This is a genomic window from Pseudomonas guariconensis (assembly GCF_900102675.1).
GTDB lineage: Bacteria > Pseudomonadota > Gammaproteobacteria > Pseudomonadales > Pseudomonadaceae > Aquipseudomonas > Aquipseudomonas guariconensis.
Genome location: NZ_FMYX01000006.1, coordinates 228,050 through 242,049 on the forward strand (window position 1 = coordinate 228,050; position 14,000 = coordinate 242,049).

Sequence of the window (14,000 nt, forward strand, 5' to 3'; positions counted from 1 at the left end):
TGTCACGACCAGCGTCCGCTGCCCGGATCGCCGGGCAGCGGCATGGCCGACTCAGTGCTGCAGGATCTTGCTGAGGAAGTGCTGGGTGCGCTCGTGGCGGCCTTCGGGGTTGCCGAAGAAGTCTTCCTTCTGGCAGTCCTCGATGATGCTGCCCTTGTCCATGAAGATCACCCGGTTGGCCACCTTGCGAGCGAAGCCCATCTCGTGGGTCACGCACATCATGGTCATGCCTTCATGGGCCAGTTCGACCATCACGTCCAGCACCTCGTTGACCATTTCCGGATCCAGCGCCGAGGTCGGTTCGTCGAACAGCATGACGATCGGGTCCATCGACAGCGCACGGGCGATCGCCACACGCTGCTGCTGGCCGCCGGAGAGCTGGCCAGGATGCTTCTTGGCGTGGGCGCCCAGGCCTACGCGGTCGAGCAGGGCCAGACCTTTCTTGGTGGCTTCGGCCTCACTGCGGCCCAGAACCTTGCGCTGGGCGATGGTCAGGTTCTCGGTGATCGACAGGTGCGGGAACAGCTCGAAGTGCTGGAACACCATGCCGACGCGTGAACGCAGCTTGGGCAGGTTGGTCTTCGGGTCGGCGATGGAGGTGCCGTCGACCACGATGTCACCCTTCTGGAAGGGCTCCAGGGCATTGACGCACTTGATCAGCGTGGACTTGCCCGAGCCGGATGGCCCGCAGACCACCACCACTTCACCTTTCTTGACCTCGGTGCTGCAGTCGGTCAGCACCTGGAAGTCCCCGTACCACTTGTTGACGTTCTTGATGGAAATCATACGGTGATCCTTTTTTGCAGGCGCTTGACCAGCCACGAAGCGGAGAAGCTGATGAGGAAGTACACGACCCCGGCGAAGATCAGGAACTCATGGGAGCGCCCGATGATGTCGCCGTTGGAGCGTGCCGAGTTGAGGAAATCCACCAGGCCCACGGTGTAGACCAGCGAGGTGTCCTGGAACAGGATGATGCTCTGCTGCAGCAGCAGGGGGGTCATCTTGCGAAACGCCTGGGGCAGGATGATCAGGCGCATGGTCTGGCCGTAGGTCATGCCCAGTGCCTGCGCGGCGCCCATCTGGCCCTTGGAGATCGACTGCACGCCGGCCCGCACGATCTCGCAGAAGTAGGCGGCCTCGAACATCATGAACGCCACCACACAGGAGGTGAAGGCGCCGACCGGGGTGTCCTCGCCGGTGATCCAGCGCAGCACGAACGGGACTGCCAGGTAGAACCAGGTGATCACCAGCAGCAGCGGGATGGAGCGGAAGTAGTTGACGTAGGCGCCGGCCAGATTCGACAGCAGCTTGCTCGATGACAGGCGCATCAGCGCCAGGATCGTACCCAGCACGATACCGCCGACCACGCCCATGACCATCAGTTGCAGGGTCATCACCATGCCTTCCCAGAGGGCCGGCAGGGCGGGGATGATTTCGCTGAAATCCATGTCCATTTACTTGCCCCCCACGGAGATCAGGCCAGGTACCGAGACTTTCTTCTCGATGAAACGCATGAACAGCATCAGCCCCATGTTCAGGGTGAAGTAGATCAAGGTGGCCAGCGTGAATGCTTCGAACAGGTTCGCGGAGAACTCGGCGGTCTGCTTGGTCTGGGCCAGCAGTTCCATCAGGCCGATCAGCGACGCCACGGAGGAGTTCTTGAACACGTTCAAAAATTCCGAGGTGAGCGGCGGGATGATGATCCGGTAGGCCTGGGGCAGCAGCACGTTCATGTAGATCTGCGGCAGGCTGAAGCCCAGCGCCCGGCCAGCCGATTCCTGACCGCGAGGCAGGGCCTGGATGCCGGTGCGTACCTGCTCGCAGACCCGCGCGGCGGTGAACAGGCCCAGGCAGATGACCACGCTGATGAGGGCGGAGGTGGTCGGGTTGAGGTCTTGCTTGAACCACTCCTGCAGCCCTTCAGGCAGCAGGTCCGGTACCAGGAAGTACCAGATGAACAGTTGCACCAACAGCGGCACGTTGCGGAACAGTTCCACATAGGCGGTGGCGATCCCCGATACCACACGGTTCGGCACGGTGCGCATCACGCCGAGCAGCGAGCCCAGCAGCAAGGCGATGATCCAGGCGGTCACGGCAATGGCGATGGTCCAGCCCAGACCGGTGATATACCAGTCCAGGTAGGTTTCGCTGCCCACGCCGGTGGACTTGAAGAATACGCCCCAGTCCCAGTTGTAATTCATCGGGATTTCCCCTCAGACGGTTGTTTCACGGGCACCTTCGAGCAACCGAGGGCGGCGAGCGCCCTCGGTTGAAAGGTTAGACACTAATGAGTGGCCTGTCGGGTTGATGCTGCTCGGGTCGAGCAGTAGGCCACTGGCTGGGGATCAGGACTTCTTCTCGTCCGCCGCCTTGTCGGTCGGCTCGGCGATCAGCTTTTTCAGCTCTTCGCTCATCGGGAAGTTCAGGTTAAGGCCTTTTGGCGGAATCGGCTGCTGGAACCACTTCTCGTAGCTCTTGTTGACCGCGCCAGACTTGAAGTACGCCACGATGGCGTCATCGACCGCTTTCTTGAAGGCGTCGTCACCCTTGCGCACCATGCAGCCGTAGATCTCGTAGGACTGCGGGGTGCCGGTGATGACCCAGTCGGCAGGCTTGCGCGCCTTGGCCATTTCGCCGGCGAGCAGGGCGTCGTCCATCATGAAGGCCACGGCGCGGCCGCTTTCGAGCATGTTGAAGGCTTCGCCGTGGTCTTTTGCGGAGATCACGTTCATCTTCATCTGCTTGTCGGCGTTCATCGCCTTGAGGATGCGTTCGGAGGTGGTACCGGCGGTGGTCACCACGTTCTTGCCGGCCAGGTCCGGGAAGTCCTTGTAGGCTGGCTGACCGTCCTTGACCTTGGTCAGCAGGCGGGTGCCGACTTCGAAGATGCCGACCGAGAAGCCGACCTGCTGCTGGCGCTCGACGTTGTTGGTGGTGGAGCCGCATTCAAGGTCCACGGTGCCGTTCTGCACCAGCGGGATGCGGGTCTGGGAGGTGACCAGGTTGTAGCGGACCTTGATGTCCGTACCCAGTTGCTTTTTCAGCGCGTCGACGACGGCCAGCTGGATGTCGTGGGAATAGCCCACAGGCTCTGGCTTGCCGGCCAGGTAGGAAAATGGAATGGAGGAGTCGCGGTGGCCCAGGGTGATGGTGCCCGAATCCTTGATCTTCTTCAGGGTGCCGGTCAGTTCTTCGGCCATGACAGGCGATGCGATGACAGCGGCCGCGATGGCGGCGCCCAGCAATTGACGAACGATGCGCATCAAATTTTCCTCGACGTGTTTGTTTTTTTTATGGAGCCGTTGGCGGACTCTTCGTTCCACGAATACAGCAGCAAACGTGGTGCATTCGGCTACCAAGTGTAGAGCATGAGTCGTGCCAAGCCCTGCTGTCGATCATATCGCCGCGAAATTACTGGTTTTGAGGCTTTTTTTTACCGTTTTTTGCCAGAGCAGACGTGCGGATTTCCGAATGAATACCCTCTGCGTGTTCGGAAATCCGAATGAGGGGCCTGGGTAGTACTCCGGTACTGCGCCACCGGGGCAAGCAATTGATGAGATCGAGCTTTTCAACTGCTCGAGATTGCACATGCCTGATTCCGCTCCATCTGACGATTCCATCGACACCTTGTTCGCGCAACAGATGCCAAGCTGGTTGCGCCGTGAGGACGGCCACCTGCACTGTATCGATCGCCTGCGTGCGTTTCACAAGGCATTGCTCAGGCAAGAGCGTGCGGTAGCCGCCTTGCGCCCGGTGCTGGCGCAGATTCCTTCGATCGAGGCGTTCGCCGAGCCGCTTTTACGTGAAAAGCTGGTGCAACTGGGTGAAGCGGCTCCTGACGTCAGGCACAGCCAGGTGTGTATCTGGCGGCGTCCGGTCATGCCGTCCTTTGCTTTAATACTTTCGACGCGCCAGTTCGTTCCATCATCGACACAAAGCCTATTGGCCGCTGCGCTGCACAACTTTCATCTGGTCGAGACCCGGCCTTCCGACACTCGCAAAGGGTATCTGCGCACGCGTTCGGGTAAGCGGATGGCCTTGGGGTTTCATGCCTTTGCCGGGCGCTGCCGAGAGCTGGACATCGGCGCGAAGTACCAGGAAAAACTCAAGGCGGTTCTCAAACCCAAAGACGGCGCTGAGGCCGTGTATCGCCTGTTCCAGGAGAACCAGCAGGCGCACCTTGAGGTCGCCGTGCGCTCGGCGCAGCTCAAGGGCGAGCTGGATGAGGACAGCTTCCAGTGCATGCTGGCCTTGATGGCGTTTCCGTCAATCGTGCCGGCAACCTCGTCCAACGTGGAGCTTCGGCACCTGTATATATTGGGCGTACCCGTTCATGGCGTGGTCTGCGCAGCGGCCAGTGCGGCTGATGGTGGGGCGTTGCAAGGTGTGATCGTCTGGGTGCCCAATGATCCGGATTGTCCGGTGAAGCGTTTTGATTCCTGGCAGGCAGTCTACGACGGGCTGGCCAGGCGTTTGGTCAGCCGTCGTTATCGGCAGTTTTTTGCCCGATTCGTCAGCGAGGCCGACCGCGTCAAGTTCTTCACCCGTCTGGCCGAGCAGTCCAAGGGCTGGACGCACGAACGGTTGGCGACATTGACCGGCGGACATAAGCCGATCATTGCAAAAAAGGACAAATCGATAGGAGAGCGGTTGAGAGTCTTTCTGGCTGACTCGCAGATAGACAAGATTTTCGACGATGCACGTGTGCTCGCTGTGCCGACAGGTCAGGAAGACGAAAACGATCGTAACGAACGGCTAAGCGGTTACGAGTCCTTGGGCCTGAATGTACTCAATATCGCTTCGCTGTTCGTTCCGGTATTGGGGGAGGCATTGCTGCCTGTGGCCCTGGTGCAGATCGCCAGCGAGTTCTATGAAGGTTACGAGGATTGGAACCTGGGCGATCGTCAGGGAGCTATCGCCCATGTGTTTGGGGTGGCCGAGAGCATGGTCGCTGGAGCGCTGCTGGCTAAAGGGGTATCGGTGGCGGTAAAAGCGCTCAAGCCAGTGGCATTCGTCGATAAGCTCAGCCTGGTTCGCACCCGTCAGGGCAAGGTGAAGCTGTTCGACGGCTCGCTCGAGGGTTACCGGCTAGACCCCGCCAGCCACAATGCTCAAACCCCGCAAGAACAATGGTTGCTGCATGACGACAATCAGCTCTACCGGCTGCAGACCGAGCGTGGCGGGCGCCTGCGTCATCCCACGCGTGCTGATATGTACACGCCGCGTATAGAAGACAACGGAGCAGGGGGCTGGCGCCACGAATTCGAGCAGCCGCGGACCTGGAGCGGTGCCGGTACCTTGGTTCGGCGGCTGAGCGGGCGCTTGTCTGACCTTTCCGATGAAACGGCAAAGCATTTGTTGCAGGCGACCGGTTACAGCGAGGCGCAGATACGCCGATTGCACCTCGAAAACCAGGGGGCGCCTGCGCGATTGCTCGATGCGCTGGAGCGTCATCAACTGCATCAGCAGCATGCTCATCTGGGGGGCGCTGAGCTCGAGGCGCTGTTCAAGGAGCGCGAACCCATGGCCGGTCCAGCGCAAAGCAAATTGCTGCGGGATTTTCCGGGGTTGTCGCTTCGTTGTGCGCGGGAAATCTGTGCCCAGGCCACTGGCGCCGAAATCACCCGCCTGGAGAGCAGCGAGCGAGTGCCGTTGGCATTGGCCGAACGTGCTCGATGGTATCTGCGCGAGAGCCGTCTCGACCGCGCCTGCGCCGGGCTGCGCCTGTTCAGGGCGACCAATGCCGACACCCAGCGTCTGGCGCTTGAGTTGATCGAGTTGCTGGCGCCCTGGCCTGCGGATTTGCGGATCGAGATTCGCGAAGGCTCGATCGAGGGACCGCTGCTGGCCAAACAGGGCAAGGCGCAGGCTGCCAGGCGGAGGTCGATCATCCGTTCAGGTAATCGATACGCGCTCCAGGGGCACAAAGGCGAGCAGGATTTGATGTCGTTGTTGTTCGGCCTGTTGAGCGACGGGCAAAAACGTACGTTGGGTATTGCGGGAAAGCAGGTCGACGCCCTGGAAAATCGCTTGGCAGCGTATGCCAGCGAGTCGCGTGATCGGGTTGCCAAGTGCCTTGGTATGGGCGATGCGAAGGCCCTACGTGCCCCGCTGCGCTTCGGCGATGGGCAGGCGGGGTATGCACTCAGCGGAAGAGGGGCTGTCGATGGATCGGCCATCGTGCGAGGCATCCATCGGATTTTCCCGACGTTGAGCGCCCTGCAGCTCGATGCCTACATTCGTGAGCTGCGCACCCGTCATTTGGGGTTGTACGAGCACTTTTCGATGTTGTCGCTGCATCTGGAGCAGTTGCGCACGGGGCTGGAGGCTTGGCGCAACGAGGCCAGCGGGCTGTTCACTCGTCTGCGTCGTCGTCGGGTCGCCGACCAGATCAGGCGTAGCTGGCGACGCAAGATCGTCAATGAAGATGGCTCCTACGTCCTGGTGATCGACGGAGAGCGGGTCGGCGGGCTACCGACCTTGCCTGAAGGGGTGAGGTTCGATCACGTCGAGCGGCTGGTTCTGCGCAACATGGAACTGTCCGACATCGAGGCGGATTTTCTGCACCGCTTCGCCAATGTGCGTGAGCTCGATCTGAGGGGCAACCGCCTTGGCCGCGTGCCTCAGGGCCTGGAATACCTTGGGCAGCTCAGGTGGCTCGATCTGTCGCGTAATCACATCGTCATGGATGAAGCCGGGGAACACTGTCTGCGCGGCCTGGTGCGCCTTCAGCATCTCAACCTCAGCCATAATGGCGAACTCGGCCGCGCGCCGGACCTGAGCCACCTGCGCCACCTGCGCGAGATGCGCTTGCGGGCGACGGGGTTGATGGCGTTGCCGGAGCGACTCCCACTGGCTGCACTGGTGGATTTGCGCAGCAATCGTATTCAGTTGCTGCAGCGTGACAACCACAGGCTTCGCCACCGACTCGAGCGGGTGCTGCTGCACGATAATCCGCCCTCGCACAGCGGCAGCGAAGGGTCCTCCAGCTCGGGCGATGTGTCGTTGGCGCCGGTGAGGGCGATCGCGGGCGAGGATGTCCAGGAGAATCCCGGTTACCAGCATGCTGTCGTCGACGCTTCGCTGCGCGCGCGGTGGCTGGATGAGGGAGCGGATGAACAGAGCCTGCGCAGGCAGGCACTCTGGGAGACGTTGCAGGAGGAGCCTGGTTCGGCATCGTTGTTCCAGTTTCTGGCTGACTTTGCCAGCTCGCGGGATTTCACGAGGAATCCGCAGCGCTTTCGCGCCCGCATCTGGTCATTGCTGCAAGCGTGTGCCGAGCGTGAGCCCTTGCGCCAGCGGCTGTTCATGATGATGGATGGTCCCCGCGGCTGTGATGACAGATTGTTGCTGACGCTGCGTCACGCCGAAGAGGCCGTGCTTGCCGAACAGGCCATTCTCGGCGTTGCGAAGGATCAGGTGGAAAGCACCTTGCTTGGCCTGGCACGTCCATTGTTCCGACTGGATGAGATCGACCGGATCGCCAAGGAGCACGTCGCCCGGCTGGAGTCTGAACGGGAAATGCAACTTGCCCTGGGGCAAGAGACGGGTGTGGTGGATCCGGTTGAGACGGAGCTGGCTTACCGGGTCGCGCTCTATGAATGGATCGGTCTGCCGCTGCAGAAGGACTGGATGCATTTCGGGCGTTTTTCCAGGCTTACCAAGCACGACGTGGAAATCGCTCAAGCGCGGGTGCTTTCGCTGGAAAATGATGACGCCTTAATCGACTCGCTCGCTCAACGCCCGTTCTGGGCGCACTACGTCAGGGAACACTACGCGCAGCGCTTCGAGGCGGTGCATCAGGCGTCTTGGGGAGAGCTGGATTCGCTCGACGATAAGCTGGCTGCGGACCAGATCACAGAAGGGGAATACGCAAGACGGCTGAAGGAGATGGCTGATGAGTTCAACCGGGCCGAACGTGAGCTGGTGAAGGCGCTGGCCCGGGAGGTCTACATGCGCGCCAAGCCATAGGCTGGCTGTCAGCCCCCTGGCTGCGCGGGCGCCATGCCAGGGGGCTTGATTGAGGGTCAGGCTGCCTGCTCGGCGGCTCGGTTGGAGTGGGCGCGGTGCAGGTAATCGGCCAGTGCCTGCTTTTCAGCCGGGCTGGTGAACAGCCCCAGCTTGGTCCGGCGCCAGAGGATGTCATCGGCTTGCACCGCCCATTCCTGGGCGATCAAATAGTCCACTTCACGGCTGAACAAGCCGCCACCGATTGGTTGGCCCAGTTCCTCGGGCCCACTCACGCCTTCGATCAGGCGCCATACCCGGCTGCCATAGGTCACTGCCCAACGCTTGGCGATATCCACCGGCAGCCAGCCGTGGCGGGCCAATACCGCATCGACCAGCGCCTGAACCGTCGTCATGTTTTCACCGCCTGGGAGTGGGGCGGTGGCCGTCCAGCTATCACGCATCTGGGTGAAGAATGGCTTGAGTTCGCCCATGGCCGATTCGGCCAGCTTACGGTACGTGGTGAGCTTGCCGCCAAAGACCGACAGCAGAGGTGCCTGGCCGTCGCTGGCCGACAGCGCCAAGGTGTAGTCGCGGGTGACGGCCGACGGATTGTCGGATTCGTCGTTGCACAGCGGGCGTACCCCGGAATAGGTGTGCAGGATATCGGCGCGGCTGAGCTGATGGTTGAAATGCTCGTTGACGATCTTGAGCAAGTAGTCGGTTTCCATCTCGGTGATGGCTACCTTGGCTGGGTCGGCGCTGTACTCACGGTCGGTAGTGCCGATCAGGGTGAAGCGATCCAGGTACGGGATGGCGAAGACGATGCGTTGGTCTTCGTTCTGCAGGATGTAGGCGTGTTCGCCTTCGTACAGACGCGGAACGATGATGTGGCTGCCCTGGATCAGGCGGATGCCGTAAGGCGCGTCGAGCTTGAGATCGTCCTTGATGAAGCTGGCTACCCAAGGCCCGGCGGCGTTGACCAAGGCGCGGGCGCGGATGGTGCGCTGGCTGCCGTCGGCCTGTTGCAGTGCCACCTCCCACACCCCATCGACGCGCTCTGCGCGCAGGCAGCGGGTATGGGTATGAATGTGCGCGCCTTTTTCACGGGCAGCCATGGCATTGAGCACCACCAAACGCGCGTCGTCCACGGCGCAATCGGCGTACTCGAAACCTCGGGTAATGACGGGCTTGAGCGGATTGCCAGCACCGAAGCGCAGGCTGCGAGAGGCCCCCAGGCGCTTGCGCTTGCCCAGGTGATCGTAGAGGAACAGGCCCGCGCGGATCATCCAGGCTGGGCGCAGGTGTGGGCGGTGGGGCAGGACGAAACGCATGGGTTTGACGATATGCGGTGCCTTGGCCAGCAACACCTCGCGCTCTGCCAGGGCCTCACGGACCAGACGGAACTCATAGTGCTCCAAGTAGCGCAGGCCGCCATGAATCAACTTGCTACTGGCCGAGGACGTATGGCTGGCCAGGTCGTCTTTTTCGCAAAGGAACACCTTCAGGCCGCGTCCCGCTGCGTCGGCGGCGATGCCCACGCCATTGATGCCTCCCCCGATCACAGCGAGGTCGTAACAATCGGCGAGGGGCGGCTGGGACGAAGCGGGCTGGGACACGGCAAGGCCTCCTGGGGGCGCAGTTCACATCGAAAGTGAACATTGATGTTCATTTTCGAAAATATTAGCGCAACGAATAGCCGTTATCCAGTCAGTCTCTATAGAAAAAACTGATCAGAGAACAAGAAAATGAACGATAGCGAACATAGAACGCGCCGTATTCGGCGCATGCGAGCACTGGGGGTGGGCCGGTGAGGACCTGACCTGTAATGGGCTGCAAGGCAGCCCAGGATCTGCTGGATTCCGACGCCCGGATCAGACGACTTCTAGGCGAATCTTGTGCTGGTTGAGCAATTGGGTGAGGGCGGGGGTTGGGGGCTGGTCGGTCACCAGGCAGTCGACCAGGCTGATCGAACCCAGGCGAACCATGGCATTGCGGCCGAACTTGCTCGAGTCGGCAGCCAGGATGACCTGACGGGCATTGTTGATGATCGCCTGGGAAACCCGTACTTCCTGATAGTCGAAATCGAGCAGGCTGCCGTCTTCGTCGATGCCACTGATGCCGACCAGGGCGAAGTCGACCTTGAACTGGTTGATGAAGTCGACGCTTGCCTGGCCCACGACCCCGCCGTCGCGGCGCACGGTGCCGCCAGCCACCAGGACTTCGAAATCGTCCTTGGCGCCGAGTATCGCGGCCACATGCAGGTTGTTGGTGATGACCTTGAGATGGTTGTGATTGAGCAGGGCGCGGGCGATCGACTCGGTGGTCGTGCCGATATTGATGAACAGTGAGGCATGATCGGGAATCTGCCGGGCCACGGCTTCGGCGATGCGTTGCTTCTCATCGCGCATCTGGTCTGCACGCATGGCGTAGGCGGTGTTCTCGATGCTCGAATCGTAGGCTGCGCCGCCGTGGTAGCGTCGCAGCAGGTTGCCCTCGGCGAGCTGGTTGATGTCACGGCGGATGGTTTGTGGGGTGACGACGAACAGCTGCGCCATTTCTTCGATGCTGACGTAACCGCGCTCGCGCACCAGTTCGAGGATTTGTTGTTGGCGGGGAGGCAGATTCATGGGCGGTCCTTTGGGGCTGCCGGACAAATTCTGCAATGAAACCAAAGGCGGCTATAAGCTACAAGCTACAAGTTACAAGCCATAAGAAAAAGCAGCGTTCGGTTGGCCGACGTGCCTATGCTTGGCTTGCAGCTTGCAGCTTGCAGCTTGCAGCTTGCAGCTTGCAGCTTGCAGCCTACTCTTCCCAGTCGCGGGTGCGCTCCACAGCCTTTTGCCAGCCTTTGTAGAGCTTTTCTTTCTGCGCTTCTTCCAGTTGTGGGCTGAACTCGCGCTCGATGATGGCCTTGTCCCGCAGTTCGTCCAGTCCGCTCCAGAAACCACAGGCCAGGCCTGCCAGGTAGGCTGCGCCCAGGGCTGTGGTTTCGCGCATTTTCGGTCGTTCGACGCAGGTGCCGAGGATATCGGCCTGGAACTGCATGAGGAAGTTATTAGCCACTGCGCCCCCATCGACGCGCAGTTCGCTCAGGCGCTGGCCGCAATCTTGCTGCATGGCATCGAGCACGTCGCGGGTCTGGAAGGCGATCGATTCCAGGGCTGCCCGGATGATGTGATCGACCTTGACACCGCGGGTCAGCCCGAACAGCGCGCCACGGGCATAGGGGTCCCAATAGGGGGCGCCGAGGCCGGTGAAGGCGGGTACCAGATAGACGCCATTGCTGTCCTTGACCTTGCTGGCGAAGTATTCGGTGTCATAGGCATCGTTGACGATCTTCAGCTCGTCGCGCAGCCACTGCACGGTGGAGCCGCCGTTGAACACCGCGCCTTCCAGGGCATAGGCCACTTCCCCCCGCGGGCCGCAGGCGATGGTGGTGAGTAGGCCGTGGGACGACTTCACCGCCTGCTTGCCGGTATTCATCAGCAGGAAGCAGCCCGTGCCGTAGGTGTTCTTGGCCTGACCGGGCTCGACGCACATCTGGCCGAACAGCGCCGATTGCTGGTCGCCGGCGATACCGGCAATGGCGATGCCGCTTTTGGTGTGACCATAGACCTCGGACGATGGGCGTACCTGGGGCAGCATCTGGCGAGGAATACCCAGGATCTGCAGCAGTTGGTCGTCCCATTGCAGGGTATGGATGTTGAACATCAGGGTGCGCGAGGCGTTGGTGTAATCGGTGACATGGACCTTGCCGCCCGAGAATTTCCAGATCAGCCAGGTATCGATGGTGCCGAACAGCAGTTCGCCCCGTTCGGCACGCTCACGGACACCTTCGACGTTGTCGAGGATCCATTTGAGCTTGGTGCCGGAGAAATAGGGGTCGGTGACCAGCCCGGTGGTTTCGCGGATGTACGCCTCATGGCCTTCGCGTTTGAGCTGCTCGCAGATCTCGGTGCTGCGCCGGCACTGCCAGACGATGGCGTTGTACACGGGGCGGCCGGTTTCCTTGTCCCAGACCACAGTGGTTTCACGCTGGTTGGTGATGCCCAGCGCGGCCACCTGGGCATGGCTGATGCCAGCCTGGGCCAGCGCCTCGACCATGGTCGCGCTCTGGGTGGCGAAGATTTCCATCGGGTCGTGCTCGACCCAGCCAGCCTGGGGATAGTGCTGGGCGAACTCGCGCTGCGAGGTGCCGACCACGTTAGCGTCGCGGTCGAAGATGATGGCCCGCGAACTGGTGGTGCCCTGGTCCAGGGCGATGATGTAGTTCTTGTCCTGGGTATCTGTCATGTCGGTGGCCTTGCACAAAATTGGGGGAAGTCAGGGCTGGTCGGGCAATTGGCCCGGCGGCGGCATCAGGAGACCTGGGTCTTGCCCTGAGGATTATCGTCTGTTTGTAGGTTCGCGGGTTGCACCGTCGGCAAATTGCGGGCGATCAGGCCCCGGTACAGGGCGGCGCCCAGGCAGGCGCCTAGGATCGGTGCGAACACCGGAACCAAAAAGTAGGGGATGTCACGCCCGCCGGTGAAGGCGATTTGGCCCCAGCCAGCCAGGAAGGTCATCAGCTTGGGCCCGAAATCCCGAGCCGGATTCATGGCAAAGCCGGTGAGCGGGCCCATGGCACTGCCGATCACTGCGATCAGCAAGCCAATCAAGAGCGGTGCCATGGCGCCTCGGGGCAAGCCGTTGTTGTCGTCGGTCAGCGCCATGATCACGGCCATGAGAATGGCGGTAATCACTACTTCGACCACTACGGCCTGGGCAATGGACAGAGACGGGTGTGGATAGGTGGAGAACACCGAGGCCAGCTCCAGACTGGCCTGGCTGCCACGAACCATCGCGTGGGTCTGTTCGAATTCGAAGAACAGGTTGCTGTACAGCGTGTAGACCAGCGCTGCGGCACAGAAGGCGCCACAGACTTGGGCGAGGATGTAGAAGGGCAGTTTGCGCTTGTCGAAATCGGCGAACAGGCTCAAGGCAATGCTCACGGCGGGGTTCAAGTGAGCCCCTGAAATGCCGGCGGTGAGGTAGATCGCCATGCTGACGCCAATGCCCCAGATGATGCTGATCTCCCAGAGGCCGAAACTGGCACCCGCGACCTTGAGAGCGGCGACGCAACCGGTACCGAAGAAGATGAGCAAGGCGGTGCCGAGGAACTCGGCCAGGCATTGGCTTGAAAGGGTGGGTTGTCGTAGAGCAGTCGTCATGTGAAACCTCGTTTCTTGTTGTTGTGAGGCACTGGGCGCTCGACAAAAGGCTCGGTGTCTATCCCCATAAACCCCGGGCGAATGTAGGAAACGCACCTTTAAAGGGCGCCATTTATTCAAAAACGAAAAAATATAGACAAGAAACGCTGATGTCAAAGGTCGAAAGTGAACCGTCATTCACAATCTGACTGCCTGTATCAAGCGTGAATCCGCGAGCCAGACACGGTGGAGCTCGGTTCGCTGGTCGCTCTGTGGGATTTGCCCTAAAGTAGCCGGCGACTTGCCATCGACTGGAGCCGTACATGACCCCCGCCCTCGATCTTTTGAAGAAGGCGCGTGCCGAACACCGCGTGCACAGCTACGAACATGACCCCAAGGCGGCCTCCTACGGCTTGGAGGCCGCAGAGAAGCTAGGGCTCGACCCGCAGCGGGTGTTCAAGACCCTGTTGGCCAGCAGTGAAAAAGGTGAATTGCTGGTGGCAGTGGTGCCCGTGGGAGGCACGCTGGATTTGAAGGCGTTGGCCCATGCGGCAGGGGTGAAGAAGTGTGAGATGGCCGACCCGGTGGCGGCGCAGCGTGTCACGGGCTACCTGGTGGGTGGGATCAGCCCGCTGGGCCAGAAGAAGCGCCTGCGTACCTTCATCGACGATTCTGCGCAGCAGTTCGAGAGCATCCATGTGAGCGCCGGGCGACGCGGGCTTGAGGTGGAGCTGGCGGCGGCGGTGCTGGCCGAGCACACCCAAGGGAAGTTCGCCGGGATCGGGCGAGGCTGAACCCTAGCGGATTGGATGGAGGGAAGCAGGTGCTCCGGACAATCAGGAATGGGCCGCCCAGCGGCCC

At 61.2% G+C, this 14,000-nt stretch carries 10 protein-coding genes; 2 read left to right on the top strand and 8 right to left on the bottom strand.

Annotated elements, in window-relative coordinates; translation table 11 throughout:
* Window positions 1-51: 51 nt before the first annotated feature.
* From BLS27_RS12605 to BLS27_RS12620, 4 genes are all read right to left on the bottom strand, one after another.
* On the bottom strand, window positions 52-786 hold the full coding sequence (locus BLS27_RS12605; RefSeq protein ID WP_043206506.1) for an amino acid ABC transporter ATP-binding protein: 735 nt from the start codon (window positions 784-786) through the stop codon (window positions 52-54).
* A complete protein-coding gene (locus tag BLS27_RS12610; protein ID WP_043206507.1) occupies window positions 783-1,454 on the bottom strand; it encodes an amino acid ABC transporter permease in 672 nt (223 codons plus the stop codon). The genes BLS27_RS12605 and BLS27_RS12610 overlap by 4 nt, the downstream gene beginning before the upstream one ends.
* The gene (locus BLS27_RS12615) at window positions 1,455-2,201 is read right to left on the bottom strand and encodes an amino acid ABC transporter permease (RefSeq protein ID WP_043206508.1); all 747 of its coding nucleotides are present in this window, start codon (window positions 2,199-2,201) and stop codon (window positions 1,455-1,457) included.
* 144 nt (window positions 2,202-2,345) lie between these two features.
* Window positions 2,346-3,263, bottom strand: coding sequence for a glutamate/aspartate ABC transporter substrate-binding protein (locus tag BLS27_RS12620; RefSeq protein ID WP_043206509.1), 918 nt, complete (start codon window positions 3,261-3,263; stop codon window positions 2,346-2,348).
* Window positions 3,264-3,753: 490 nt separating this feature from the next.
* Here BLS27_RS12620 and BLS27_RS12625 point away from each other — a divergent pair, with 490 nt between their 5' ends.
* Window positions 3,754-7,971, top strand: coding sequence for an NEL-type E3 ubiquitin ligase domain-containing protein (locus BLS27_RS12625; protein ID WP_244155238.1), 4,218 nt, complete (start codon window positions 3,754-3,756; stop codon window positions 7,969-7,971).
* A 56-nt stretch (window positions 7,972-8,027) separates the two neighbouring features.
* On the opposite strand, the gene glpD is transcribed toward BLS27_RS12625, so the two are convergent.
* The 4 genes from glpD to BLS27_RS12645 all read right to left on the bottom strand — a co-directional run bounded on the left by glpD (window position 8,028) and on the right by BLS27_RS12645 (window position 13,160).
* Complete coding sequence (gene glpD, locus BLS27_RS12630; RefSeq protein WP_090345037.1) at window positions 8,028-9,566, bottom strand: glycerol-3-phosphate dehydrogenase; 1,539 nt, start codon at window positions 9,564-9,566, stop codon at window positions 8,028-8,030.
* A gap of 255 nt (window positions 9,567-9,821) precedes the next feature.
* Window positions 9,822-10,577 (bottom strand): DNA-binding transcriptional repressor GlpR, encoded by a 756-nt coding sequence (gene glpR / locus BLS27_RS12635; protein WP_043206512.1) that lies wholly within the window; start codon window positions 10,575-10,577, stop codon window positions 9,822-9,824.
* A 175-nt stretch (window positions 10,578-10,752) separates the two neighbouring features.
* On the bottom strand, window positions 10,753-12,243 hold the full coding sequence (gene glpK, locus BLS27_RS12640; protein WP_043206513.1) for a glycerol kinase GlpK: 1,491 nt from the start codon (window positions 12,241-12,243) through the stop codon (window positions 10,753-10,755).
* Between the two features lie 65 nt (window positions 12,244-12,308).
* Window positions 12,309-13,160: an MIP/aquaporin family protein gene (locus BLS27_RS12645; RefSeq protein WP_043206514.1), complete on the bottom strand. Its 852-nt coding sequence runs from the start codon at window positions 13,158-13,160 to the stop codon at window positions 12,309-12,311.
* A 302-nt stretch (window positions 13,161-13,462) separates the two neighbouring features.
* Here BLS27_RS12645 and ybaK point away from each other — a divergent pair, with 302 nt between their 5' ends.
* Complete coding sequence (gene ybaK, locus BLS27_RS12650) at window positions 13,463-13,933, top strand: Cys-tRNA(Pro) deacylase (protein ID WP_043206515.1); 471 nt, start codon at window positions 13,463-13,465, stop codon at window positions 13,931-13,933.
* Window positions 13,934-14,000: the final 67 nt, after the last annotated feature.

What these genes read in the sequence shown, in the direction of transcription:
- BLS27_RS12645 (WP_043206514.1), bottom strand. Translation starts at nt 13,160, where the DNA reads ATGACGACTGCTCTACGACAACCCACCCTTTCAAGCCAATGCCTGGCC.
- BLS27_RS12620 (WP_043206509.1), bottom strand. Translation starts at nt 3,263, where the DNA reads ATGCGCATCGTTCGTCAATTGCTGGGCGCCGCCATCGCGGCCGCTGTC.
- glpK (WP_043206513.1), bottom strand. Translation starts at nt 12,243, where the DNA reads ATGACAGATACCCAGGACAAGAACTACATCATCGCCCTGGACCAGGGC.
- BLS27_RS12610 (WP_043206507.1), bottom strand. Translation starts at nt 1,454, where the DNA reads ATGGACATGGATTTCAGCGAAATCATCCCCGCCCTGCCGGCCCTCTGG.
- BLS27_RS12605 (WP_043206506.1), bottom strand. Translation starts at nt 786, where the DNA reads ATGATTTCCATCAAGAACGTCAACAAGTGGTACGGGGACTTCCAGGTG.
- glpR (WP_043206512.1), bottom strand. Translation starts at nt 10,577, where the DNA reads ATGAATCTGCCTCCCCGCCAACAACAAATCCTCGAACTGGTGCGCGAG.
- BLS27_RS12615 (WP_043206508.1), bottom strand. Translation starts at nt 2,201, where the DNA reads ATGAATTACAACTGGGACTGGGGCGTATTCTTCAAGTCCACCGGCGTG.
- ybaK (WP_043206515.1), top strand. Translation starts at nt 13,463, where the DNA reads ATGACCCCCGCCCTCGATCTTTTGAAGAAGGCGCGTGCCGAACACCGC.